This window comes from Pseudarthrobacter defluvii (assembly GCF_030323865.1).
Lineage (GTDB): Bacteria > Actinomycetota > Actinomycetes > Actinomycetales > Micrococcaceae > Arthrobacter > Arthrobacter sedimenti.
In genome coordinates this window covers 3,934,092-3,958,045 of sequence record NZ_CP066362.1, presented here as the reverse complement: position 1 = coordinate 3,958,045, position 23,954 = coordinate 3,934,092, and the positions used below count along the sequence as shown (strand labels likewise).

17 protein-coding genes and 2 rRNA genes are annotated in these 23,954 nt (G+C 65.4%); 14 read left to right on the top strand and 5 right to left on the bottom strand.

What is annotated here, in order from left to right; genetic code table 11:
- Positions 1-184 precede the first annotated feature (184 nt).
- The 6 genes from JCQ34_RS18375 to JCQ34_RS18350 all read left to right on the top strand — a co-directional run bounded on the left by JCQ34_RS18375 (position 185) and on the right by JCQ34_RS18350 (position 9,901).
- Positions 185-3,311 (top strand): 23S ribosomal RNA (locus JCQ34_RS18375).
- A gap of 180 nt (positions 3,312-3,491) precedes the next feature.
- Positions 3,492-3,608: ribosomal RNA gene (gene rrf, locus JCQ34_RS18370) — 5S ribosomal RNA — on the top strand.
- A gap of 663 nt (positions 3,609-4,271) precedes the next feature.
- Positions 4,272-4,556, top strand: a complete 285-nt coding sequence (locus JCQ34_RS18365; protein WP_011693739.1) for an HU family DNA-binding protein — start codon at positions 4,272-4,274, stop codon at positions 4,554-4,556.
- Positions 4,557-4,668: 112 nt separating this feature from the next.
- On the top strand, positions 4,669-6,840 hold the full coding sequence (locus JCQ34_RS18360; protein WP_286400221.1) for a cytochrome c oxidase assembly protein: 2,172 nt from the start codon (positions 4,669-4,671) through the stop codon (positions 6,838-6,840).
- Positions 6,840-8,864: an NHL domain-containing thioredoxin family protein gene (locus JCQ34_RS18355; protein WP_286400218.1), complete on the top strand. Its 2,025-nt coding sequence runs from the start codon at positions 6,840-6,842 to the stop codon at positions 8,862-8,864. Before JCQ34_RS18360 ends, JCQ34_RS18355 begins: the two co-directional genes overlap by 1 nt.
- A gap of 167 nt (positions 8,865-9,031) precedes the next feature.
- Entirely contained in the window at positions 9,032-9,901 is an 870-nt protein-coding gene (locus JCQ34_RS18350; protein WP_286400216.1) for a type IV toxin-antitoxin system AbiEi family antitoxin domain-containing protein, read from the top strand.
- Positions 9,902-9,972: 71 nt separating this feature from the next.
- On the opposite strand, the gene JCQ34_RS18345 is transcribed toward JCQ34_RS18350, so the two are convergent.
- The 4 genes from JCQ34_RS18345 to JCQ34_RS18330 all read right to left on the bottom strand — a co-directional run bounded on the left by JCQ34_RS18345 (position 9,973) and on the right by JCQ34_RS18330 (position 15,469).
- Positions 9,973-10,965, bottom strand: a complete 993-nt coding sequence (locus JCQ34_RS18345) for a hypothetical protein (protein WP_286400212.1) — start codon at positions 10,963-10,965, stop codon at positions 9,973-9,975.
- A gap of 168 nt (positions 10,966-11,133) precedes the next feature.
- Complete coding sequence (locus tag JCQ34_RS18340; protein WP_286400209.1) at positions 11,134-12,933, bottom strand: helicase HerA-like domain-containing protein; 1,800 nt, start codon at positions 12,931-12,933, stop codon at positions 11,134-11,136.
- Between the two features lie 48 nt (positions 12,934-12,981).
- Positions 12,982-13,509 (bottom strand): GNAT family N-acetyltransferase, encoded by a 528-nt coding sequence (locus tag JCQ34_RS18335; RefSeq protein WP_286400207.1) that lies wholly within the window; start codon positions 13,507-13,509, stop codon positions 12,982-12,984.
- Positions 13,510-13,513: 4 nt separating this feature from the next.
- Positions 13,514-15,469, bottom strand: coding sequence for an FAD/NAD(P)-binding protein (locus tag JCQ34_RS18330; protein ID WP_286400204.1), 1,956 nt, complete (start codon positions 15,467-15,469; stop codon positions 13,514-13,516).
- 297 nt (positions 15,470-15,766) lie between these two features.
- Here JCQ34_RS18330 and JCQ34_RS18325 point away from each other — a divergent pair, with 297 nt between their 5' ends.
- The 7 genes from JCQ34_RS18325 to JCQ34_RS18295 are packed head-to-tail and all read left to right on the top strand — an operon-like array spanning position 15,767 to position 22,103.
- On the top strand, positions 15,767-16,777 hold the full coding sequence (locus JCQ34_RS18325) for an amino acid ABC transporter permease (protein WP_286400201.1): 1,011 nt from the start codon (positions 15,767-15,769) through the stop codon (positions 16,775-16,777).
- Positions 16,777-17,586, top strand: coding sequence for an amino acid ABC transporter ATP-binding protein (locus JCQ34_RS18320; RefSeq protein WP_286400198.1), 810 nt, complete (start codon positions 16,777-16,779; stop codon positions 17,584-17,586). Before JCQ34_RS18325 ends, JCQ34_RS18320 begins: the two co-directional genes overlap by 1 nt.
- Before the next feature lie 13 nt (positions 17,587-17,599).
- On the top strand, positions 17,600-18,655 hold the full coding sequence (locus JCQ34_RS18315) for an ABC transporter substrate-binding protein (RefSeq protein WP_286400196.1): 1,056 nt from the start codon (positions 17,600-17,602) through the stop codon (positions 18,653-18,655).
- Complete coding sequence (locus tag JCQ34_RS18310; protein ID WP_286400193.1) at positions 18,652-19,488, top strand: DUF1684 domain-containing protein; 837 nt, start codon at positions 18,652-18,654, stop codon at positions 19,486-19,488. The genes JCQ34_RS18315 and JCQ34_RS18310 overlap by 4 nt, the downstream gene beginning before the upstream one ends.
- Entirely contained in the window at positions 19,485-20,537 is a 1,053-nt protein-coding gene (locus JCQ34_RS18305) for an LLM class flavin-dependent oxidoreductase (protein ID WP_286400190.1), read from the top strand. The genes JCQ34_RS18310 and JCQ34_RS18305 overlap by 4 nt, the downstream gene beginning before the upstream one ends.
- 10 nt (positions 20,538-20,547) lie before the next feature.
- A complete protein-coding gene (locus JCQ34_RS18300) occupies positions 20,548-21,921 on the top strand; it encodes an NtaA/DmoA family FMN-dependent monooxygenase (RefSeq protein ID WP_286400187.1) in 1,374 nt (457 codons plus the stop codon).
- On the top strand, positions 21,921-22,103 hold the full coding sequence (locus tag JCQ34_RS18295) for a hypothetical protein (protein ID WP_286400184.1): 183 nt from the start codon (positions 21,921-21,923) through the stop codon (positions 22,101-22,103). The genes JCQ34_RS18300 and JCQ34_RS18295 overlap by 1 nt, the downstream gene beginning before the upstream one ends.
- Before the next feature lie 164 nt (positions 22,104-22,267).
- On the opposite strand, the gene JCQ34_RS18290 is transcribed toward JCQ34_RS18295, so the two are convergent.
- A complete protein-coding gene (locus JCQ34_RS18290; RefSeq protein ID WP_286400182.1) occupies positions 22,268-23,524 on the bottom strand; it encodes an SLC13 family permease in 1,257 nt (418 codons plus the stop codon).
- Here JCQ34_RS18290 and JCQ34_RS18285 point away from each other — a divergent pair.
- Positions 23,523-23,738, top strand: coding sequence for a hypothetical protein (locus JCQ34_RS18285; RefSeq protein ID WP_286400180.1), 216 nt, complete (start codon positions 23,523-23,525; stop codon positions 23,736-23,738). The genes JCQ34_RS18290 and JCQ34_RS18285 overlap by 2 nt on opposite strands.
- Positions 23,739-23,954 lie beyond the last annotated feature (216 nt).

Below are 23,954 nucleotides of genomic sequence, written 5' to 3'. Positions count from 1 at the left end.
GCGCACGTGTTTGTGTGTGGGGTGTGTGGTGTGGGGTTGTTGTTTGAGAACTACATAGTGGACGCGAGCATCTTGTATAAGAAGCAATTTCCAAGATATTAGAACCTGGATCTGGTTCGTGTGCTTTTGGGTGCGCGGGACAGTTTCTGTGGTTCTCTCGAGTGAGCTTGTTTTTGATCTTTGTGGTCAAGTTTTTAAGAGCACACGGTGGATGCCTTGGCATTAGGAGCCGAAGAAGGACGTAGGAATCTGCGATAAGCCTGGGGGAGTCGATAACCGGACTGTGATCCCAGGGTGTCCGAATGGGGAAACCCCGCCAAGCGCGCGAGTGACTTGGTGACCCGTACCTGAACACATAGGGTGCGTGGGGGGAACGCGGGGAAGTGAAACATCTCAGTACCCGCAGGAAGAGAAAACAATAGTGATTCCGTTAGTAGTGGCGAGCGAACGCGGATCAGGCTAAACCGTTCCATGTGTGATAGCCGGCGGGCGTTGCATGGTCGGGGTTGTGGGACTTTCCATACCAGTTCTGCCGGGCTGGTGGGGTGTGATGTGCGCGCATAGGTGAACGGTTTTGAAAGGCCGGCCAGAGAGGGTGTTAGTCCCGTAACCGTAATGTGTTTGTACCGCCTGTGAGAGTATCCCAAGTAGTACGGGGCCCGAGAAATCCCGTGCGAATCTGTCAGGACCACCTGATAAGCCTAAATACTCCCTAATGACCGATAGCGGACCAGTACCGTGAGGGAAAGGTGAAAAGTACCCCGGGAGGGGAGTGAAACAGTACCTGAAACCGTGTGCTTACAATCCGTCGGAGCAGCCTTGTAGTTGTGACGGCGTGCCTTTTGAAGAATGAGCCTGCGAGTTAGTGTTACGTCGCGAGGTTAACCCGTGTGGGGCAGCCGTAGCGAAAGCGAGTCTGAATAGGGCGTGTGAGTGGCGTGATCTAGACCCGAAGCGAAGTGATCTACCCATGGCCAGGTTGAAGCGACGGTAAGACGTCGTGGAGGACCGAACCCACTTCAGTTGAAAATGGAGGGGATGAGCTGTGGGTAGGGGTGAAAGGCCAATCAAACTTCGTGATAGCTGGTTCTCCCCGAAATGCATTTAGGTGCAGCGTTGCGTGTTTCTTGCTGGAGGTAGAGCTACTGGATGGCTAATGGGCCCTACAAGGTTACTGACGTCAGCCAAACTCCGAATGCCGGTAAGTGAGAGCGCAGCAGTGAGACTGTGGGGGATAAGCTTCATAGTCGAGAGGGAAACAGCCCAGACCACCAACTAAGGCCCCTAAGCGTGTGCTAAGTGGGAAAGGATGTGGAGTTGCCCAGACAACCAGGAGGTTGGCTTAGAAGCAGCCACCCTTAAAAGAGTGCGTAATAGCTCACTGGTCAAGTGATTCCGCGCCGACAATGTAGCGGGGCTCAAGTACACCGCCGAAGTTGTGGCATTCACATATTGTCCTAGCCTTCGTGGTTCAGGAGTGTGGATGGGTAGGGGAGCGTCGTGTGGGCGGTGAAGCTGCGGTGTAAACCAGTGGTGGAGCCTACACGAGTGAGAATGCAGGCATGAGTAGCGAAAGACGGGTGAGAAACCCGTCCGCCGAATGATCAAGGGTTCCAGGGTCAAGCTAATCTGCCCTGGGTAAGTCGGGACCTAAGGCGAGGCCGACAGGCGTAGTCGATGGACAACGGGTTGATATTCCCGTACCGGCGAAAAACCGCCCATGCTGAGCGGGGGATACTAACTGCCCGAAACCTGCCCGATCACCCTTGTGGTGTGAGGGTTTTGGTGGAGCGCAGGACCTGATCCCGGGAGGCAAGCGTATTAACAGGTGTGACGCAGGAAGGTAGCCGAGCCGGGCGATGGTTGTCCCGGTCTAAGGATGTAGGGCGAATGGTAGGCAAATCCGCCGTTCATGTGCCTGAGATCTGATGGGACCCCCGTATGGGGGGATTTGGTGATCCTATGCTGCCGAGAAAAGCATCGACGCGAGGTTTTAGCCGCCCGTACCCCAAACCGACACAGGTGATCAGGTAGAGAATACCAAGGCGATCGAGAGAATTATGGTTAAGGAACTCGGCAAAATGCCCCCGTAACTTCGGGAGAAGGGGGGCCCCAACCTTGAACACCACTTGCTGGTGGGAGGGGATCGGGGCCGCAGAGACCAGGGGGAAGCGACTGTTTACTAAAAACACAGGTCCGTGCGAAGTCGCAAGACGATGTATACGGACTGACTCCTGCCCGGTGCTGGAAGGTTAAGAGGACCGGTTAGCCGCAAGGCGAAGCTGAGAATTTAAGCCCCAGTAAACGGCGGTGGTAACTATAACCATCCTAAGGTAGCGAAATTCCTTGTCGGGTAAGTTCCGACCTGCACGAATGGAGTAACGACTTCCCCGCTGTCTCAACCATAAACTCGGCGAAATTGCAGTACGAGTAAAGATGCTCGTTACGCGCAGCAGGACGGAAAGACCCCGAGACCTTTACTATAGTTTGGTATTGGTGTTCGGAGTGGCTTGTGTAGGATAGGTGGGAGACGTTGAAGCCCGGACGCCAGTTCGGGTGGAGTCATCGTTGAAATACCACTCTGGTCACTTTGGACATCTAACTTCGGCCCGTAATCCGGGTCAGGGACAGTGCCTGATGGGTAGTTTAACTGGGGCGGTTGCCTCCTAAAAAGTAACGGAGGCGCCCAAAGGTTCCCTCAGCCTGGTTGGCAATCAGGTGTCGAGTGTAAGTGCACAAGGGAGCTTGACTGTGAGAGAGACATCTCGAGCAGGGACGAAAGTCGGGACTAGTGATCCGGCGGTACATTGTGGAATGGCCGTCGCTCAACGGATAAAAGGTACCTCGGGGATAACAGGCTGATCTTGCCCAAGAGTCCATATCGACGGCATGGTTTGGCACCTCGATGTCGGCTCGTCGCATCCTGGGGCTGGAGTAGGTCCCAAGGGTTGGGCTGTTCGCCCATTAAAGCGGTACGCGAGCTGGGTTTAGAACGTCGTGAGACAGTTCGGTCCCTATCCGCTGCGCGCGCAGGAAATTTGAGAAGGGCTGTCCTTAGTACGAGAGGACCGGGACGGACGAACCTCTGGTGTGTCAGTTGTACTGCCAAGTGCACCGCTGATTAGCTACGTTCGGATGGGATAACCGCTGAAAGCATCTAAGCGGGAAGCTCGCTTCAAGATGAGATTTCCATACACATTTATGTGTGAGAGGCCCCCAGCCAGACCACTGGGTTGATAGGCCGGATGTGGAAGCGAGGACTAACGACTCGTGAAGCTGACCGGTACTAATAGGCCAACAACTTACACCACACAGAAAAACATTCTGCTTGCGTCCACTATGTGGTTCCCAACCAACAACCCCCAAACACCGGGCTTATTGGCGGAACCAACAATTGAATAACACCACTACCTGCCCTCACGGGCAGGGATGTTGTAACCACTAATCTTCCCACCCCCGGAGCGTTTTCGCGGGGGAGCGGGTGAAAGGGTTACGGCGGTCATAGCGTGGGGGAAACGCCCGGTCCCATTCCGAACCCGGAAGCTAAGACCCACAGCGCCGATGGTACTGCACCCGGGAGGGTGTGGGAGAGTAGGTCACCGCCGGAACAACTATTAGGTCGAGGCCCCGAACCACACGGTTCGGGGCCTCCCACATTTAAACAAACAAACCACCTGGCCCGCCCCGAAAACCCCCGCTCACCTCTGACAACAAAACCACCAACCCCCGCTCAGTTTTGACAGGTAAACGAGCAACCCCAGCTCACCTCTGACACCCAGGACAGGAACCCTCGCTCCGCACCGAGGACAGGCACATGGGCCGCCCCGATCCCGTGTGAGCGCGCGTTCGGGGAGGAGCTGCCAGACGTGAGCGGGCGTTCGGGGAGGAGCTGCCAGAGGTGAGCGGGCGTCGGGGGAGAGCCTGCCAGAGGTGAGCGGGCGTCGGGGGAGAGCCTGCCAGAGGTGAGCGGGCGTCGGGGGAGAGCCTGCCAGAGGTGAGCGGGCGTCGGGGGAGAGCCTGCCAGAGGTGAGCTGGCGTTCGGGGAGAGGCTGCCAGACGTGAGCGGGCGTCCGGAGAGAAACGGGGCCGGAAGCTCAAAGCGGTCCTGGAGGGGTGCGAATATGCCCCGGAATCGGTGATTAACCTCAAAAAGTCCCGGAAACACGCGGAATTTGCGGACCGTAACGGCCCAAGCTGGTAAGTTTTCGGACAGTGGCCTGTGCGCATGCCGCGTGCAGGCTCCAGAATCAGAACCGTCCAGGAGGACATAAATGGCTAAGAACCGTAGTGAACTTGTTGCAGAGGTAGCAGGCAAGGCCGGCACCAGCCAGGCTGCCGTTAACTCCGTCCTCGATGCACTGTTCGAGGTTTTCGAGACCTCTGTCGCCGCCGGCGAGAAGATCACCATCCCGGGCTGGCTCGCAGTTGAGCGCACCGACCGTGCAGCCCGCACCGGCCGCAACCCGCAGACCGGCGAGACCATCCAGATTGCAGCAGGCCACAGCGTGAAGCTGACCGCCGGCTCCAAGCTGAAGGCTGCAGTCTCCAAGAAGTAGAGCTTCCCCTGCCGGCGTATTGTCGGCCGGAACAGGAGCGGCAACCGAGAGGTTGCCGCTCCTTGCCTTTTAACCCGGATTCGCGGCCTGGGCGGGCGTGGCGGACAATGGAATGGTGTCTTCTGCCGCAAAACCACGTTCCACCCCTCCCCAGACCGATCCCGGCAAGGGAGCTGCGGTCCGGGATGCCGGAACCCGGGGGATTACCCTGCCCTGGCAGCTTGCGGGCCTGGCGGCGCTCTTCCTTGGCCTCGCGGCAGCACTGATCTTCTCCGGCGCCGCAGCGGCCCGTAGCGTAGCCGATCCCGGTGCCCTGGTGCGGTGGGGCCTCCCCATCAGCAAAGCCATCCACAACGTCTCGTTGGCAACCGTCGTCGGGGGCCTGGTCTTCGCCGTCGGCATCCTTCCTAAGAACCTCAAAGCCCGGGCCCACGCGCCGCGCGGCCAGGATCCAAAAGCGCGCAGCGAGGAGCCCGAGCATCCCGCCTTCACGAGGGCCTTGGCGGTAGCAGCTGTGGCGGGTGCTGTCTGGACCTTGTCCGCCATCGCAGTCCTGGTGCTCACGTACGGCGACGTAGCAGGGCAGGGGTTGTCCGGCGACCCGGCGTTCACCCAAGCGCTGGTCTACTTCATGACGGATATCGAAACCGGGCGCGCATGGCTCGCCGTCATCATCATTGCCGCAGTGGTCACCACCGCGCTGTTTGGCGTTCGGTCCCTGGGCGGCCTGGCCCTCACCCTCATCCTGGCCCTGATCGGCCTGGTACCCACGGCCCTGATCGGCCACTCATCAAGCTCCTCGGATCACGAAGGCGCCATCAATTCGCTCGGCCTGCACCTGGTGGGTGTGACCACCTGGGTGGGCGGCATCATCATCCTGGCCCTGCTGTCGGGCATCCTGACCGGTACCAAGCCCGGGGCCGCAACGGACATCACCGAACCTACGCTCCGGCGCTTCTCCAGCCTGGCCGGGTTCGCCTTCGTCCTGGTCTTCGCATCAGGCATCATCAACGCCAGCATCCGCGTCACCAGCTGGTCCGATCTCTTCGGTTCCGCCTACGGGCAGCTCATCCTGGCCAAGACGGCGGCTGCGGTGGTTCTGGGCGGGATCGGCTTTATGCACCGGCAGTGGGTCATTCCGCAGCTGGGACGCAAGGGCTCCACCATGTCCTCCAGGCGCGTCCTGTGGCAGCTCATCGTTGCCGAACTGTTGATTATGGGCGCCACCTCCGGCATCGCCGTGGCGCTGGGCCGCTCAGCCCCGCCGCAACCCACCGAGCTGGCACCCAACGCATCCCCCGCCTTCATCCTCAGCGGCTACGAGCTGCCCCCGGAACTCACGCCGGAACGCTGGTTCACGGAGTGGCGCCTGGACTGGATCTGGGTGGGCGTGGCCCTCTTCGGCCTGGTGACCTACTTCAGGGGCGTCGCCAAGATCCGCCGGCGCGGGGACTCCTGGCCGTGGTTCCGGTCCGTCAACTGGGTTGTTGGCCTGGTGGTGCTGACGTACATTACGTCAGGGCCGCCGTCGGTCTATGGCCGCATCCTGTTCTCCGCGCACATGGTGGACCACATGGCCCTCACCATGGTGGCGCCGATCTTCCTGGTGCTCGGCGCGCCGGTCACCTTAGCCCTGCGTGCCCTGGCCGCCCGCGGCGACGGCTCACGCGGGATGCGCGAGTGGCTCCTGGTCTTCGTGCACTCGAAGTTCTCCCAACTGGTCACCCACCCGCTGTTCGCCGCTGCCAACTTCGCCGGCTCCATCATCCTGTTCTACTACTCGGACCTCTTCGGTTACGCGATGCGCGATCACGTGGGCCACGAGCTGATGAACCTGCACTTCCTGCTCACGGGTTACATTTTCGTGCTGACCATGATCGGCACGGACCCGCTTCCGCGCCGCGCCCCATACCCGATGCGGCTGCTCCTGCTCCTGGCCACCATGGGCTTCCACGCCTTCTTCGGCGTCTCCATCATGGGCGGGACCGGGCTCCTGGCCGCCGACTACTTCGGCAACCTGGGCAGGGCATGGGGGCCCTCGGCCCTGGCCGACCAGCAGGCCGGCGGCGCCGTGGCCTGGGGGATCGGCGAGGTGCCCACGCTGCTGGTGGCGATCGGCGTCGCCATCATGTGGTCCGGGTCGAGCCAGCGGGAGGCGACACGCGTGGACCGCGCGGCGGACAGGAATAATGACGCCGATCTAACCGCTTACAACGTTATGTTTGCCAAATTGGCCGAACGCGATGCCAAGCTGGCTGAACGCAACAAGCTGGAAGGACGCTGATGAGCGAAACCGTACGCACGCATGCCCGGGTCCGGGCCTCCGAACTGGTGGGCCGCAACTGGTTGAACACCGGTGGCAAGACCCTTGACCTGGAGGCCCTGCGCGGCAAGATCGTGCTGCTCGATTTCTGGACCTTCTGCTGCATCAACTGCCTGCACGTCCTGGATGAGCTGCGCCCGCTGGAGCAGCAGTACTCCGATGTGCTGGTCACCGTGGGCGTCCACTCGCCCAAGTTCGAGCACGAGGCTGACCCGGTGGCGCTGGCCGCGGCCGTGGAGCGCTACGAGATCCACCACCCCGTGCTGGACGACCCCGAGCTGGACACCTGGAAGGCCTACACGGCCCGCGCTTGGCCCACCCTGGTGGTCATCGACCCCGAGGGCTACATCGTGGCGCACCTCTCCGGTGAGGGCCACGCTGACGGGCTGGCCGTCCTGATCCCCGAACTGATCGCCGAGCACGAAGCCAAGGGCACGCTGCACCGCGGCTCCGGCCCCTACGTGGCACCCGAAGCGACCTCCGGCACCCTCCGCTTCCCCGGCAAGGCGCTGTTCCTGCCTCCGGGCCGCGGTTCCGCGGCTTCGGGTGAAACGTCCGACGGCGGCAAGCCAGCAGGTGCCGCGGCTGCCGTTGCTGCGGAGAAGGGTTCCTGGCTGGTCACCGATACCGGGCACCACCGCCTGGTGGAACTCGGCACCGACTTCGAAACCGTTCTGGCCACCTTCGGCTCGGGCACCAAGGGCTTCGCCGACGGCCCCGCCGCGGGTGAAACCGCCAGTGCCCAGTTCAATGAACCCCAAGGCCTAGTGCTGCTGCCGGAAGATGTGGCAGCCAAGGCGGGCTACGACGTCGTGATTGCCGACTCGGTCAACCACCGCCTCCGTGGACTCTCGCTCACGGACGGCAAGGCCTCCACCCTGGCCGGCAACGGCATCCAGCGCCTGCTGGAGACCGGCCCGGCGCGTGTGGACGAGGAAGGCGCTGGCTTCAGCGGCTCGCTGGGCAATGACCCGCTGGACGTGGCGCTGAGCTCGCCGTGGGACGTGGTGTGGTCGCGCAAGCTGAACGCGGTGGTGGTGGCCATGGCCGGCACGCACCAGATCTTCAGCTTCGACCCCGTCACGGGTGCCGTGTCGATCATCGCCGGCAACGGGCTCGAAGGCCTGCTCGACGGACCGGCGCACGAGTCCTGGTTCGCACAGTCATCGGGCCTGGCCGAAGACGCCGACGGCAACATCTGGGTGGCGGACTCCGAGACGTCCGCCCTCCGCAAGCTTGTCATCGCCGACGACGCCTCCATCAGCGTGGAATCCGCTGTGGGCAAGGGCCTGTTCGATTTCGGCTTCCGCGACGGCCCCGCAGCCGAAGCCCGCCTCCAGCACCCGCTCGGCGTGACCGTCCTGCCGGACGGCTCCGTGGCTATCGCGGACACCTACAACGGAGCCGTGCGCCGCTACGACCCTGCGTCCGGCACCGTTTCCACCCTGGCCCGCGGACTCGCCGAGCCGTCCGACGTGATCGTGGACCACACCCAGTCCGCAGGCACGGAGCCACTCCTGGTGGTGGTCGAGGCCAACAAGCACCAGCTGGTCTACGTGCCCATTCCCAAGGAAGCGCAGCAGGTGGACGAGGGCGCCTCCCAGACCCAGCGGCCCAAGAGCCCCGTGGCCCCCGGCACGCTGGACCTGACCGTTCGCTTCACCGCACCCACCGGGCAGAAGCTCGATGACCGCTGGGGCGACCCCACGCAGCTGAAGATCTCCTCCACCCCGCCCGAGCTGCTGGTGTCCGGCGGCGGAACCTCGGTTGGCCTCCTCCGCACTCTGGAGCTGTCCCCGGACGTTCCCGAGGGCGTGCTGCACATTACCGCCCGCGCCGCCGCTTGCGACGGCCCCGAAACCGAGGACGGCGAGATCCCGGACCACGCCGCCTGCCACCTCTACCAGCAGGACTGGGGCATCCCCGTGGTCCTGCAGGCTGACGGCGACACCGAACTGGTCCTGGACCTCCGCGGCATGGACTGACCGGGTTCTCACCCGCTGAACTGGCCCAGTCTTCAAGCTTTGAAAGCCTGAAGACCGGGCCAGTTCTGTTTCTCCGGCGCCAAAACTGGGCCAGTGTGCGCGGCCCCTTGTCCACATAGGACTCCCGATACCTGCCGGCAGCCACAGGGGACAGACATTGTGGCGTCATGGACCCATCGGAAATCCTCAAATCAGCCGGAGGAGTGCTGCTGCGGCGTGACCTGGCCGCCGCAGGGGCAACGGAAGCGGACATTAGCCGTGCAATCCGTGGCGGGCATGTGGTGCGGCTGGAGCGCGGGCTGCTGGCCGTTCCGGGTGCGGACGCGGAACTGGTGGGCGCAGGACAGGCCCGCGGCCTCCTGACATGCGCATCGGCCGCCCCACATTACGGACTGTGGCAGCTTCAACCGGCTGCCCGGCCGCACTACTGGCAAAGCAACGGAAGACGTACCGTCCGCTGCGTCAGCCACCGGCTTCCCCTGACACAGCGGCCCCGTCACCGGACACTTGCAGCACTTCCCGACGTCCTGCTTCACGCACTGTTGTGCCTGCCTGAACTCGAGTCGCTGGTCATGGTGGAGTGCGCCTACAACAGAGGGGACATTGAGCCGTCCCTGCTGTTGCACCACTTGAAGGGCAACCGGTCAGGCAAAGCACGCAGTGTTGTGTCAAAGGTTGAGCGCGGCGCAGACTCCCTGTTGGAAACGCTGGCCCGGGTGCTGTTCAGGGGTGCCGGCATATCCACCGAGACCCAGGTGTGGATTGAGGGGGTCGGCCGCGTGGACTTCCTGCTGGAGGGGTTCCTCATCGTGGAGATTGACGGGCTCGCCTTCCACCTCGACGCCCGCCAATTCAAAAAGGACCGCCGCAGGGACAACATGGCTGTCCGTCACGGCTTGCCCGTACTCAGGTTTTTCTATGACGACGTGGTTTACGCCCCGGAATCCATCCTGGCGCAGGTCCGGGAGGTCCTGGCACGGGGGTCACTGCGGTGGCCGCAGCCGAACCAGCCCAGTTTTCGGGGCGATTGGGTCTAAAACGGCGAGGAACACGGCAGGCATGGCTTCAAAACTGGGCCAGTCTGGGCACAGGGAAGTGTCGGCGGAGCCTAGAAGCTCAGCTGCGGGGTGACCTTGACCGTGTCACCCGTGACGTCCAGTCTGGTGGTGAAGCTGAAGTCCACCTCTTCGTCCAGCGGGTACCAGGCCCCGGTGAACGAGTTCTGCTGCAGCGCTTCCACCTTGGCCTTGCCATCCAGGGGCGCCACCACCCAGCGGCCATCGAACGGTTCCACCGAGACACCCGGGTATTCGGTCACGGACCACCGGATGCTGCCGTCCTGGACCCGGTTGTTGCTGGCGTAGTAGAAGGGGCAGTCCGGCTGGAGTTTCTGCTCCTTGACCGCCTCCGAGGCGCAGCCGTCCAGGAACTCCCGCACCTTGGCGGCGACGTCGCTCTTCAGCTTGTCCGTGGCCTGGGTCAGCAGGTTGAGCGGAGCCACGGGGGCATCCTTCGAGGTGACCGTGGCGCGCGTGGCGGGAGCCGAGAAGTACTGGCCGTCCAGGGAAGCCTCGTACTGGCCGGGGTAGAACACAGCGAAGGAGTTGCGGCCATTGGGCATGTTCACCGGAACCCCGTTGACCTGGGCCTCGTTGCCGTTGACCACGGTGATGTCGACCGTGGGCAGCCGGGACGGCACGAACGCCCACGTGTTGAAGAACAGCCACTCGGTGCCGGTCTTCTGCAGCAAGAATTCCGTGTGCAGCCGGCTGCCGTCGATCGTGTAGTCCATGGGAACCATCACCTGGTTGCCCGGGCGTTCCTCCGGGTCCCCGATGCTGATGTTGGAGAGCCGGGAAGCGGATGACTGCAGCCCCGGGCCGTCCAGCATCGCGGCGTTGCTGGGCGGAACCGCGGCCTTCAGGAGCCCCAGTGCCCGCCCGCCGTCCCCGCTCTTCAGTGCGTCCAGGTACTCCCGGACCGGTTGCTGCGGACTGGCCACAGTGTTGTTCACAATGTTGATGGCCACGACGGCTCCGGCGACGGCAAGCATGAGGCCCAACAGCCATCCGGCCGCGATCCTCACCAACGCTTGACTCATCTGCACGTTCTACACAGTAACCTCAGTGCGGACGCACTCTAAAGTTGGTGTCTCCCCTAATCGGGCGGACAACACCTACCTAAGGCCCGACGGCGGGCCGCCGGGACAGCGGCAAAAGGAGCCTTGGGCGCTGACCAGGGACAGCAGTTGCCCGGTGGGAAACTTGGCTCAGCGACGACGGCGGCGGGACGAGGTGCCGAACACTCCGCGGAGCAGTTCGCGGCCCAGCTGGGTACCCATGGACCGCGCCATGCTCTTCAGCCCGCCGCCCAGGGCGCCACCGAGGACCCCGCCCAGGTCACCCATCATGCCGCCGGGCTCCGGCTGTGGCTGACTGGGCTGGGACGCTGGCTTTCGGGTCCGCGGAGCCTTGGCCCGCGGCTTGGACTCACGTGGCTCGCTGTAATCGGGCGTGCCGTACTGGACGTCGAAATCCTGTGACACGGGCTCCGTGGCCTGCGGCGGCCTGCTGCTGGGCCGGCCCAGGATCTCCTCCTCGATGCGCCGGGCTTCGGCGTCCACGTCATAGGAGCCCGGCGCAGCTGGAGTACCGGCAGCAGGAGCACCGGCAGAAGGCGTCCCAACAGGCTCCGCTGCCGGACCGGTGGGCGCCGCAGCCTTGCCGTTCAGCTTCTCGTACGCGGACGGGTTGTCCACCGCAGTCCCGTACTTGCCCAGCAACGCGGACCCGGCAACCGTGCTGCGCACCAAAGCGTCCTCGCTGGGGCCCATGAGGGATTCCGGTGCCCGCAGCCGGGTGAGGGCCACGGGCGTGGGCGCACCTTTTTCATTCATGACGGTGATGACGGCCTCCCCGATACCTGCAGAGGTCAGGGTCTCTTCCAGGTCGTAGTCGCTCACCGGGAACGTGGACACCGTGGCCTTCAGAGCCTTGGCGTCCTCAGGGGTGAATGCGCGCAGGGCGTGCTGCACCCGGTTGGCCAGCTGGCCCAGGACGTCGGCGGGAACGTCCTTCGGGGTCTGGGTGACGAAGAAAATGCCTACGCCCTTGGACCGGATGAGCCGGACGGTGGTGGTGATGGCGTCCAGGAACGCCTTGGTGGCGCCGTTGAACAGCAGGTGTGCCTCGTCCAGGAAGAAGACGAGCTTGGGCTTGTCCAGGTCGCCGGCCTCGGGGAGGTCCTCGAACAGGTCGGCGAGCAGCCACATCAGGAAGGTGGAGAACAGCATGGGCTTGGTCTGCAGGGTGGGCAGCTCCAGGCAGGTGACCACACCGCGGCCGTCCGGTGCGGTGCGCAGCAGCTCCGCGGTATCGAACTCCGGCTCGCCGAAGAACTTCTCCAGCCCCTGCGCCTCCAGGTTCACGATCTCCCGCAGGATCACGCCCGCTGTCGCCTTGGACAGCCCACCGAGTTCCGCCAGTTTGTCCTTGCCCTCGTCCGAGGTGAGGAACTGGATAACGGCGCGCAGGTCCTTGAGGTCGATCAGCTCCAGGCCGTTTTTGTCCGCGAAGTAGAACACCAGCTGCAGGCTGGATTCCTGAGTGTCGTTCAGCTCCATGATCCGCGAGAGCAGGATGGGCCCGAACGACGTAACGGTGGCGCGGACCGGGACACCGTTGCCGTCGCCTCCGAGCGCCAGGAACTCCACGGGGAACGTCTTGCCCTCCCACGGCTGCCCGATGCTGTCCGTGCGGGCCTTGAGTTTGTCGCTGCCGACGGCGGCCGTCGCCAGGCCGGAAAGGTCGCCTTTGATGTCGGCCAGGAACACGGGGACGCCGGCCGTGGACAGCTGTTCGGCCATCATGTGCAGCGTGACGGTCTTGCCGGTTCCGGTGGCGCCGGCCACCAGCCCGTGCCGGTTCATCATGGCCAGCGGCAGCCGCACCGGCGCGTCCTTGTGGAGTTCGCCGTCGATGATGGCGGCTCCCAGCTCGATGGTGGCGCCCTCCAAGGTGTAGCCCTTCTGGATGGTGGCAAGCTTCTCTGCTGTGGTTTTGGTGGCCATGGCGTTAGCTTAGCGGCGGGTGCCTTCTCTGCAGGGAGCCGGCGCCTGTCAATTCGGCAGGTCTTTGGTGAACGCCAGCGGCCCGATGGTCTCAGGGTCGGCGTCCACGTCGAACTGCGCCTGGTAGCCCGTGTTCAGGTAAAGGTCCTTGGCCTCGGGCTGCCGCGGCCCGGTGGTGAGGTACAGCCGGGTGTAGCCCCGTGCGGCAGCAAGGGCTTCCAGCTCAGCCAGCACCAGGCGACCCAAACCACGACGGCGGTGCGCTGAGTGGGTCCAGATCCGTTTCAGTTCCGCGGTGGTTTCGTCGTACCGGCGGAACGCCCCGCCGGCGATTGACTCACCGTTCTCCTGGATCACCAGGACCGCGCCGTGCGGCTCCTCGAATTCCTCCGCCGGGTAGCGGTTCAGCTCGTCAGCGGCGGCGCTGCGCCCGAACAGGTCCCCGTAGCGCGTGTCATATTCGACGGCGAGCTCGTCCAGGAGCGGCCGGACCCGGGGATCGTGCATGGGCAGGCTGAGGATGTCGAGCCGGGCGGGATCGAGTGGCCTGGGTTTGAGATCGGATTCTGCGGTCATTGATTCAGTTCTTTCCGGCGGCGGCTGGTTCTGGAGTTGTTGGTTCTGAAATTACCGTGGCGGACGGCCGGGCGGCGATATCCCGGGAAACCCCGAGGATGGTCCGGGCCAGGGCGTCGTTTTCGCGGAACGGTGCGGCATTGGTGTTGGGACGGGCAAAGGCGCCGGCGCCCCATCCGGACGTTCCGGGGCCGATGCCGAAGAGGGTGGCCTGCGCCTGGCCGTCGGCTCCCACCAGCCGGTGCTCAGCGGAGACCAGCAGCTTCCCGGTGGAGTGGATGCCGTCGGAGGTCAACAGCCGCTGCTCGCTGCCCAGCCCGCTCTCATGCAGCGAGGCAAGCACGGGGTTCAGGGACCTGGCCACCGACGTGGACGGCAGCCGCGCCTCGATCAACGCCTTGGCAGAAACTGTGACATCCGACTGCGGCGAGGTGGCGCGGAAGGTTCCACTAGCCTCATCAGGGGTGACTTCCAGGCCCGGGCCCAGGAACTGCAGCAGGCCGGCCCGGTGCAGCGCCAGCATCTGCCGGAGCCGGTGCGGAGGCGGCCCGGAGTCCACGAAACTGAAGAAGCCGTGCCACCACCCGTGGATTACCTGCTGCGAGCGTGCGTTCAGCCGCTCGGGCGGGACTACGCGCCCCACCTCCATGTACACCTGCAGCAGGGTCAGGAACAGGGCAAGGGTTTCCGGATGATCGCGGCTGTCGCGCAGCGCGAGGTCCTGCTCGATGTACCCCGCCACCGCCTCTTGGACGGCACGGTGCCCGTCGAAGCGAAGACCGGCGAAGGGCCGGTCCAGCCGCTCCAGGTCCAGGTGCAGGCCCGCGTCCGGGACGGCGGCGGCCACGAGGTCGGTGCGCTCGCCGCTGTACGAGTCGAGGCCGGTGTACCGCGCGGCGAAGGAATCCCACCCCATGGCACCCCGTTCAGGACTGCCGGTCAGGAGTTCACGGTAGTAGTAATAGCCGGCCTCCTTTGCGATCAGCGGCCACAGGTGTTGCCGGAAGTCCAGTTCGCCGTGCTGCGCCAGCAGGGCCTCCACCGCGTCGGCCGTAAAGAACCGCAGCGGCCCCGGCGCCAGGCCCCGCAGTGCTGCCGAAATCTTGGAGTGGTACGGCACCCCTCGGCGCGACCCTGCCCACAGCCGCGGTTCCCGTCCGGACGGAAGGTAGCGCAGCCCGCCGTCGTCCGTTTCCTGGAACCTGCCGCCGCGGCCCTCCATGAGGAGGACCAGCAGGTCCACGAACGCCAGTCCCATCCCGGCGACGATCACGTCCTGGCCGGGGGCAATGGGGGAGTAGTCGACGTCGGTGGTGTAGCTGGGTGCCGCGTGGTAGCCGCCGTGCCGGGCGGCGAAGTCCGCGAAGCCGGCGGAGACGGCGTCCGGCCGGGAGTCGGTGTGGCCCAGGGCGGTGACCACGATGTCCGCGTGTAGGGTCCGGCCGCTGGCCAGCGCAACGTCGTGCCCGCAGCCCTCCTGCGCCGTGATGCCGACGGCGGTGGTCCGGTGGACGGTCACGCTGCGGCCCGGCGACCTGGACGCGCGGCGGAAGAACCACTCCAGGTACTGGCTCTGCAGCTGGCGGGTGGGGAAGGTGGTGCCGGTCAGGGTCCGCAGCTGCTGCCACAGCGGCTGCGGGAAGTCCGGAACGTCAATGATGGAGGCGTCCAGCACCCCGGCGGCCCACTCGGCCAGGCCGGGGCCGGGGGCGGCAGGCCCGGCGCACTCCACTGACTGGTCCGTGAACATGGTGATGTCCGCCGCCATCGAGTTGAGGAGGAGCCCGGGGTCCTGGTCGTGCCGCCAGATCCGGCCCGAACCCGGGACATGTGGCTCCACCACGTGGATCTGCAGCGGCCCGGTGAAAACGTCCGGCCGGTTGGCTGCAATCCGCTCCAGCACACCCGCCGTGCGCGGCCCGCCGCCGATGAAGACGATGGCCGGGATGGTGGCTGGCATGGGCGCTCCTGACGGTGGGGGTGGGATGGAGAGCCTCATGCTAGGCAGCGGTGACGACGGCGGTCGAGGGCCTGGTCACGCCCGTTAACTCCGCGTCACAGCGGGTCAAAAGACGCAAAGAACCGACTCATGACGCCGTGCGAACTCCGGTGAAGTATTGCAACCTGCCGCCTTGCTGGCCCGTTCAGGCCGGTCCTAGATTTGCAGCCAGCAGCGGGCCAAACGGTCCCGCATCAGAGGCAACAGCCAGGGGCAACCGCCTGCACAAGGAACCCACGGCAAGAAGCGAGGTGGCGCATGAGTTCAGCAGCAACGACGGTGGCGCAGTCACAACAACCGCAACCGGCGGCGGAAGCGCCGCCAACCGGCCTTGGTACGCCGCCCCGTCAGGCCACGGACTACTCGTCTTATCGCGTGGTGGCAGCAAAGCACCCGTGGCGCTGGGTGGGGACGGCCGTCGTCGCGCTCGGTGTCCTTGCCGTGGCCTGGTCCCTGGCCACCAATCCCCGCTGGGAGTGGGGCGTGGTGGCGCAGTGGTTCACCGCCCAGTCCGTGGTCAACGGCCTGGTGGAAACCCTGAAGCTCACTGCCATCTCCGGCGTCCTCGGCTTCGTGCTGGGCTTCATCCTGGCGCTGATGCGGCTTTCCGCGTCGCCGCTGCTGGTCTCGGTGTCCTGGACGTTCTCCTGGGTCTTCCGGTCCACGCCGCTGCTGGTGCAGATGCTCCTCTGGTACAACCTGGGCTACCTGTACGAAAAGATCAGCCTGGGGATCCCCTTCACGGACGTCCGGTTCTTCGAGGTGCAGACCACCACGCTGATCAGCCAGTTCGCGGCGGCCGTCCTGGGCCTGACCCTGAACCAGGCCGCGTACTCGGCGGAGATCATCCGCGGCGGCATCCTGTCCGTGGACCAGGGCCAGCTGGAGGCCGCCGCCGCGCTGGGCATCCCCGCCTGGCGCCGCTCCACCCGGATCGTGCTCCCGCAGGCCATGCGGGCCATCCTGCCCACGGCGTTCAACGAGATCATCGGCCTGGTCAAGGGCACCTCGATCGTCTACGTCCTGGCCTACTCCGAGCTGTTCTACACAGTGCAGGTCATCTACAACCGCACCCAGCAGGTCCTGCCGCTGCTGCTGGTGGCCACGCTCTGGTACATCGTGATCACGTCCGTGCTCAGTGTGTTCCAGTACTACATCGAACGGCACTACTCCAAGGGCGCGGTGCGGAACCTGCCGCTGACGCCCCTGCAGAAGGCCCGTAAATTCTTCGCCACCCACGCGGCAGTGCCCCACCGAAGGAACTTCTGATGACTGAGACCCTTACCGCCCCCACCGCCACCCGCGGCCTGGTGGAGATCACCGGCGTCCGGAAATCCTTCGGACACACCGAAGTCCTCAAAGGCGTCAGCCTCACCGTGGAACCGGGCGGCGTGGCCGTGATCGTGGGCCCCTCCGGCTCCGGCAAGTCCACCCTGCTGCGCACCATCAACCACCTGGAAAAGGTGGACGGCGGCCACATCACCATCGACGGCAAGCTGGTGGGCTACGAAGTCCGCGGCGACCGGCTGCACGAGCTGCGCGAGAAGGACATCCTCAAGCAACGCACCGAAATCGGGATGGTGTTCCAGAACTTCAACCTGTTCCCGCACCTCACCGCGCTGGAGAACGTGGCGGAAGCCCCGGTCGTAGCGCAGGGACGTTCCAAGGAGGAGGCGCGGCGCCGTGGCCTGGAACTGCTGGACCGCGTTGGCCTCAAGGACCGAGCCGACGCCTACCCCCGGCAGCTCTCCGGCGGCCAGCAGCAGCGCGTGGCCATCGCCCGCGCCCTGGCCCTGGACCCCAAGATCCTGCTGTTCGACGAACCCACCTCCGCCCTTGACCCCGAACTGGTGAACGAAGTGCTGGACGTGATCCGTGAACTGGCTACGTCCGGCACCACCCTGATCGTCGTGACCCACGAGATGGGGTTCGCCCGCGACGTGGCGGACACCGTGGTGTTCATGGACCAGGGCCAGATCGTGGAGCAGGGCACCCCGCAGGAGATCTTCACCAACCCCCAGGAACCGCGCACCAGGAGCTTCTTCTCCAAGGTGCTCGAACCGGCCTTCAACATCTAAAGGACTTCACCCCATGGCTTTCCCAACCAGCGGCCCACCCCGCAGCCGCGCACTCGCGGCGCGTCCCGCCGTCGTCCTTCTGGGCACTGTCCTTTTGGGCACTGCTGCGCTCGCCGGCTGTGCCGACCCCGGCGCCTCGGCTGCCGCAAACCCCAGCGGAGCGGCTCAGACGACGGCGGCCCGCAACGGCGTGGTCTACAACACCTCACCGGACCAGCAGCGGATCCGGGCGGAGAAGGATGCGGCGCTCGCCGCCAAGGTCCCCCAACTGATCAGCAAGGACGGCAAGCTCACCGTGGCCACCACGGCCGGCTCCATCCCGCTGTCCTTCCACGCCACGGACGACAAAACGCCGATCGGCTCCGAGCTGGACATCGCCCAACTGGTGGCCGACAAACTGGGCCTGGAACTCGACGTCCAGGTCACGTCCTGGGAGAACTGGCCGCTGAAGACCCAGTCGGGCGATTTCGAGGCCGTGTTCTCCAACGTGGGTGTGAACAAGGACCGGGTGAAACTGTTCGACTTCGCCAGCTACCGGGCCGCGTACATGGGCTTCGAGGCCAAGAAGTCCTCCACCTACGACATCAAGGGCGCGGACGACATCTCCGGCCTGAAGATCTCTGTGGGGTCCGGCACCAACCAGGAGAAGATCCTGCTGGCCTGGAACAAGGAGCTCGAATCGAAGGGCAAGGCGCCGGCCACCCTGCAGTACTACTCGTCCGACGCCGACACCATCCTGGCGCTGTCCTCCGGCCGCACGGACCTGAACATCGCGCCGTATCCGTCCACCGTGTACCGGGAGAACACCCGTGACGACCTGAAGGTGGTGGGCAAGGTCAATGCCGGGTGGCCGTCCGAAACCCTGGTGGCCGCCACCACGCTGCGCGGGAACGGGCTGGCGCCGGTGATCTCCGCGGCCCTCAACGAGGTCATCAAGGACGGCTCCTACGGGAAGGTGCTGGAGCGCTGGGGCCTCTCCGAGGAAGCGCTGCCCGAATCCAAGACCATCACAGCGGAAAACTTCTCCGCCACGCAGCCCACCGCAACTCCTTCAGGGAAGGCATCATGAGCACAGCATCCACGGGCACCGCCCTTGAATCCTTCGAAACCGACTGGCAGGAGTGGCACGCGGCCCACGAACGGCAGCGGGCGCAGCCGCACGGCTTCCTGGCCGTGACCCACCTGCACTGGCTGGGCGACGAGGCCACCCGGCTGGAAGGTGCCCCCGGCACCTGGAGTGTGGAGTCCGACGTCGTCCGCGTGGTTTTGGAGCCCGGCGACAGCCTGCAGCGGGACGGCAGGGAGCTGAACACCCCTTCCGGCGCATCGCTGGAGTTCGGCCCGATCGAGGAACGCGGCGACATCAACCTGGTCTCCGGAGACACAGTCATAGAGGTGGCAAGGCGCGGCGGCGAGTACATCGTGCGGCCGCGTCATCCTTCGAATGTGCTGCTTCAGCAGTACCAGGGCACGCCCGCCTACTCGCCGGACGCCGCCTACGCGGTCCGTGGAACCTACGTGCCGTTCGAGGCCCCGCGGCCCACCACCGTGGGTGCCGCCGTCGAGGGCATCCAGCACGTGTACCAGGCACCTGGCGAGATCCGCTTCACGCTGGCCGGCCAGGAGCTGGCGCTGACCGCATTCAACGGGCACGCCCCCGGCTCGCTGTCCGTGCTGTTCACGGACCAAACCTCGGGCAAGACCACATACGCGGCCAACCGCTCGCTCTCGGTGGTGCCCGCCGCCGACGGCTCCGTGCTGCTGGACTTCAACCGCGCCGTGAACCTGCCCTGCGCGTACACCGATCTGGCCACCTGCCCGCTGCCGCCGTCCGAAAACCAGCTGCCTGTGGCCGTCGAGGCCGGCGAAAAGATTCCCTACGAACGTCAGGACCAGCAGTGAGCAATATTCAGGGTTTCCTTGCCATCGAGCTCGACGGCGCCGGCTGGGACGGTGCAGACCTCACCCGTGCCGTCCTGGTCGCCGAGTCCGCGGGCTTCCACGCGGCCACCTTCACGGACGCACCGGCTCCCGGCCGCACCAATGCGCTGCAGCGCGCCGCGTTCGCCGGACCGGCCACGCGGTCCATTGCCTTGGTTCCGGAGGTGGACACCGTCTACACCGAGCCGTTCCATGTCTCCACCCAGCTGGCGAGCCTGGACTATGTGTCCGGCGGCCGGGCCGGGTGGATCGTGACCGCAACCGAATCGCCTGAGGCTGCAGCCGCCGTCGGACGCCCTTCCGTGACCGGAGCCGCGCTGGGGCAGGAGGCGGCTGCCTCCATCGAGGTGTCCAGGCGGCTGTGGGACTCGTGGGAGGACGACGCCGTGATCCGGGACGTCGCCACCGGCCGGTACATCGACGTGGACAAGCTGCATTACGCGGATTTCGAGACGCCTGCCGATTTTGCTGGCGCCGGGTATTCGATGAAGGGGCCGTCCATCATTCCGCGGCCGCTTCAGGGGCAGCTGCCGGTGCTGGTGCCGGCGTCGCTGCTGGATGAAGTGTCAGCGGACGCGGTGGATGGCGTGCTGGTCTCCGCGCCGGCTGCCGAATTGCTGGCCGCCGAGGTCCGGGACGTGCGGGCCCGGGTGGGTGCCTCGGTGGCGGTGATCGCGGAGCTGGACGTCGTCCTGGACGCGCGCGGGCAGGCCGCAGGTTCGCGGGTTGCACCCTTCGACGGCGGCCGGGCGGCTTTCGCAGGTACTGTAGCCGGTCTCACCGACTTCCTGGAGTCCCTGTTGGCCGAGGCGGACGGCGTGCGCCTCCATCCGGCGTCGCTCTTTGTGGACCTGGAGGAACTGGGCCGTCTGGTCCTGCCGGAGCTGCGCCGCCGCGGTGTGCTCCGCGCGCCGGTACAGGACGGGACCTTTCGCGACCTGCTGGGACTGGAGCGCCCGGCCAGCCGTTACGCATCTGCTACTGCTGCGCCTCACGGTGCAGGAAAGTAAGGGGAAAACCATGACGCAGCACAACCGTGCTAAATCCGACGTTTTTGTGCCGAGCGGCCAGATCCAGTTCGGCGCCTTCTTCCAGGGAGTCAACTCCGGCACCATCTGGAAGGCGGCGGAATCCGGCTCGCAGACGGACTTTGAATCCTTCCGCCGCATCGCCCAGACCGCCGAGCGCGGGCTCTTCGCAGCGTTCTTCCTGGGGGAGGGGCTGCGCCTCCGGGAGCACCTGGGCCGCCCGCACGCCCTGGACGTAGTGGGCCGGCCGGACGCGCAGACCATGCTCGCCGCCCTGGCGTCGGTGACCAGGAATATCGGGCTGGTGGCCACCCAGAACACCACGTACAACGATCCCGCTGACCTGGCGCACCGGCTCGCGTCCCTGGACCTGGTCTCCGGCGGCCGCGCCGCGTGGAACATCGTGACCACCGACAACGCCTGGACCGGCGCGAACTTCCGGCGCGGCGGCTACCTGGACCACGCCGACCGGTACAAGCACGCCGAAGCGTTCGTGGAGACGGCCAAACGGATCTGGGACTCGTGGGAGACATCTGACTGCCCCGCCCGGCGGGTGGTCCATGAGGGCCGGCACTACACGGTGGACGTCACGCCGAGGCTGCCGCGCAGCGCCCAGCACCGGCCGGTGCTGTTCCAGGCCGGCGATTCGCCGGAGGGCCGGAACTTTGCCGCCCGCCAGGCTGACGTGATCTTCTCGGCGCACCCCAAGTTCGACAACGCCGTGGAGTTCCGCAAGGACCTTGTGGAGCGGTCCATCGCCGCCGGCCGTGGGGCCAACGCCGTGCAGATCATGCCGGCCAGCGAGTTCATCCTCGCGGCCACTGCTGCGGAAGCGGCGGAGAAGAAGGAGTGGGTGCGGAACCTGCAGATCGGCCCGCAGCAAGCCATCGCCTACCTGGAGCAGTTCTGGGGCCGCGAGCTGTCCGGCTACGATCCGGACGGGCCGCTGCCGGAGATCGATCCCGTGGTGGAGGAGACCTCGGAGACCCGCGGCAGCGGCTTCCACGGGGCCAAGGCGCGGCAGCTGGCGGACCAGTGGCGGGCCGAAGCCAAGGACAAAGGGCTGTCCATCCGGCAGTTCGTCATCTCCAAGACGGCCCGCATCGATTCCACCTTCACCGGTTCCTACACGGCTGTGGCGGACCAGCTGGCCGAGTACGCGCGCGTCGGTGCGGTGGACGGGTTCAACATCTCGCCGTGGCTGATTCCCACCGGCCTGGACGACATCGTGAATCACCTCGTGCCGGAGCTGCAGGAACGCGGCGTGTACCCCACCGAGTACCGGGGCAGCACGCTGCGCGAGCACCTGGGGCTGGAGGCGCCGGAGCGCACCGCGGACCAAGCTGCCGAGGTGGTCCACGCCTGATGCGCTGGGCTGGTTTTGCTGCCTGGGCCGGCTTTGTTGGAAGGGCCGGGTTTGCTGGAAGGAACGACGACGGCGGCGAGGTGGGTGCCGTCGTCGCCCCTTCCGGGGGTGGTGCTTCCTTCGGGGCCGGCTCCGGGGACGCCGTCAGGCTCCAGCTGACGGTGGGGGAGCAGTGGGCGTAGGATCGGTGCCGGGCCGGCGCTGGGACCCCTAGTCGGTTTCCGGGCCTTGGCAGTAGAAACAGTCCCCGGCATCGCAGTCTTCCGCTGCGTCCTGCTCGGTTTGGTACTCGTTCATGTGGGGTCCTTTCGGTGGGGGGGGTTTTGAAGGTCAGGGGTGTGGCCGGCTAGAGGATGCCTGTAGGCACAAGGAGTGCCCATGCCATGGCAGGGGCAACCAGGACAACCGCCCCGGCATAAAACATGAGCTGGCGGTAGACCCGCTGCCGGTCGTCGTCCCGGGCGTTGGCCACCACCAGGGCGCCGTCGGTGGAGAACGGCGAAACGTCCACAACCGTCGCGGCGACGGCCAGGGAAGCGACGGTTCCGGAGGCGCTGAGGCTGCTGGTGGCCAGGAGCGGACCGGCCATGGGGATGAATGCCGTGAGCAGCGCGGTGGATGACGCAAAGGCCGAACCGATGCCGATGACGTAGCAGAGGACAAGTGCGATGAGCAGGGGTGCGCCCAGGGCCAGTGCCTGTTGGGCCAACGTGTCGATGACGCCGACGCGCTGCAGCAGCGAGACGTAGGTGATCATCCCCGCCACGAGCAGGACCGTGGACCAGGAAATGCCGCTGATGAAGGTGCGGTGCTCTTTGATGTTGACCAGCGCCAGCAGGAGGCCGGCGGAGAGGGCCACGAACCCAATCGGCATGTGAAAGCCCAGGGTGCACACCAGCAGCCCCAGGATCAGGACCAGGGTGAGGACCTGCTGGCCGTGGGGGCGGGTGACTGTGGCGGGGCCTTGAAGCATGCCGGCGCCGCCGTGGGAATCATGCTGCCGGCGCATGAGGACGAAGGCGATGATGGTCAGCACGGACAGGATGAGGTTGAGCGCGAAGCTGGCGGCGAACAGCGCCATCGGGGAAACCGGGAAGCCGTTCTTCGACGCAATGTTTTGGACCAGGACTCCCGCCACGGACAGCGGAGAAAAGCCGCCGGCGTGCGCGCCGTTGATGATGAAGGCCCCCACGAGCACGGGGTGGAGGCGCGACTCGTAGGCGAAGCCCATGGCCGCCGGGGCAAGGAGCGCGACGGCGGCGGGAGAGAAAGTGCCAAGGGACGTCAACGCGGCGGCCATGAGGAAGAAAACCCAGGGCAGCAGCATTGCCCGTCCCCTGACCAGGCGCACGAATGCCTGGACAATGATGTCGATGGTGCCGTTCCGCTGGGCCATGCTGAAGAAGTAGGTGACGCCGATGATCGTCAGGACGATGGTGGCCGGAAACTCGGAAAGGATTTCGCTGTCGGTCAGCCCAAGCATGAAGTAGCCGACGCCGAACGAGGCCACCAGGCCCATCACGCCAATGTTCAGCGGCCACTTGGTGGCAACGATGAACATCACCACCAGGATGACGAGCGGGATGATCTGGGTGGCTGTCATGGACTGCTCCGATCTGCCGTGCGGGCCGGAGCTCCGGTCACAGTGGTCTCTTTGCCGGCCGCCGATGGAGCGTGACGCCGTCGCTGTGCAGGAAGAGTGCGCGGTCGTTTCCGTGCTCTTTGCGGATCCACACCATGCTGCCGTCAAGGGCAAGCATATCGATCTGGCCAGCGGCGATGGGGAGGCCGTCCCGGCATACTTCCACTTCGTCTGAGCGCCTGAGCGAGCACCAGTTCGGGATTGGCTGGCCGCGTGGATGGCGGCGGGGGAATCCGTTGCGTACGTCATCTGCTTCCACTGCCCTTGAGACCTTCCGTTGCGCCCTTGCGTGCCATGCCGGCAGTCAAGTGTCACCCGCGCTGTGGATGAATTACAAGCAATCAAAATTTCAACTGTATGCACTTTTACTTCATCCAGTGGGGGAAATGGC

What these genes read in the sequence shown, in the direction of transcription:
- JCQ34_RS18320 (WP_286400198.1), top strand. Translation starts at nt 16,777, where the DNA reads ATGACTGAGACCCTTACCGCCCCCACCGCCACCCGCGGCCTGGTGGAG.
- JCQ34_RS18310 (WP_286400193.1), top strand. Translation starts at nt 18,652, where the DNA reads ATGAGCACAGCATCCACGGGCACCGCCCTTGAATCCTTCGAAACCGAC.
- JCQ34_RS18340 (WP_286400209.1), bottom strand. Translation starts at nt 12,933, where the DNA reads ATGGCCACCAAAACCACAGCAGAGAAGCTTGCCACCATCCAGAAGGGC.
- JCQ34_RS18350 (WP_286400216.1), top strand. Translation starts at nt 9,032, where the DNA reads ATGGACCCATCGGAAATCCTCAAATCAGCCGGAGGAGTGCTGCTGCGG.
- JCQ34_RS18360 (WP_286400221.1), top strand. Translation starts at nt 4,669, where the DNA reads ATGGTGTCTTCTGCCGCAAAACCACGTTCCACCCCTCCCCAGACCGAT.
- JCQ34_RS18335 (WP_286400207.1), bottom strand. Translation starts at nt 13,509, where the DNA reads ATGACCGCAGAATCCGATCTCAAACCCAGGCCACTCGATCCCGCCCGG.
- JCQ34_RS18285 (WP_286400180.1), top strand. Translation starts at nt 23,523, where the DNA reads ATGGACTGCTCCGATCTGCCGTGCGGGCCGGAGCTCCGGTCACAGTGG.
- JCQ34_RS18345 (WP_286400212.1), bottom strand. Translation starts at nt 10,965, where the DNA reads ATGAGTCAAGCGTTGGTGAGGATCGCGGCCGGATGGCTGTTGGGCCTC.
- JCQ34_RS18325 (WP_286400201.1), top strand. Translation starts at nt 15,767, where the DNA reads ATGAGTTCAGCAGCAACGACGGTGGCGCAGTCACAACAACCGCAACCG.
- JCQ34_RS18365 (WP_011693739.1), top strand. Translation starts at nt 4,272, where the DNA reads ATGGCTAAGAACCGTAGTGAACTTGTTGCAGAGGTAGCAGGCAAGGCC.
- JCQ34_RS18355 (WP_286400218.1), top strand. Translation starts at nt 6,840, where the DNA reads ATGAGCGAAACCGTACGCACGCATGCCCGGGTCCGGGCCTCCGAACTG.
- JCQ34_RS18295 (WP_286400184.1), top strand. Translation starts at nt 21,921, where the DNA reads ATGCGCTGGGCTGGTTTTGCTGCCTGGGCCGGCTTTGTTGGAAGGGCC.
- JCQ34_RS18300 (WP_286400187.1), top strand. Translation starts at nt 20,548, where the DNA reads ATGACGCAGCACAACCGTGCTAAATCCGACGTTTTTGTGCCGAGCGGC.
- JCQ34_RS18315 (WP_286400196.1), top strand. Translation starts at nt 17,600, where the DNA reads ATGGCTTTCCCAACCAGCGGCCCACCCCGCAGCCGCGCACTCGCGGCG.
- JCQ34_RS18290 (WP_286400182.1), bottom strand. Translation starts at nt 23,524, where the DNA reads ATGACAGCCACCCAGATCATCCCGCTCGTCATCCTGGTGGTGATGTTC.
- JCQ34_RS18330 (WP_286400204.1), bottom strand. Translation starts at nt 15,469, where the DNA reads ATGCCAGCCACCATCCCGGCCATCGTCTTCATCGGCGGCGGGCCGCGC.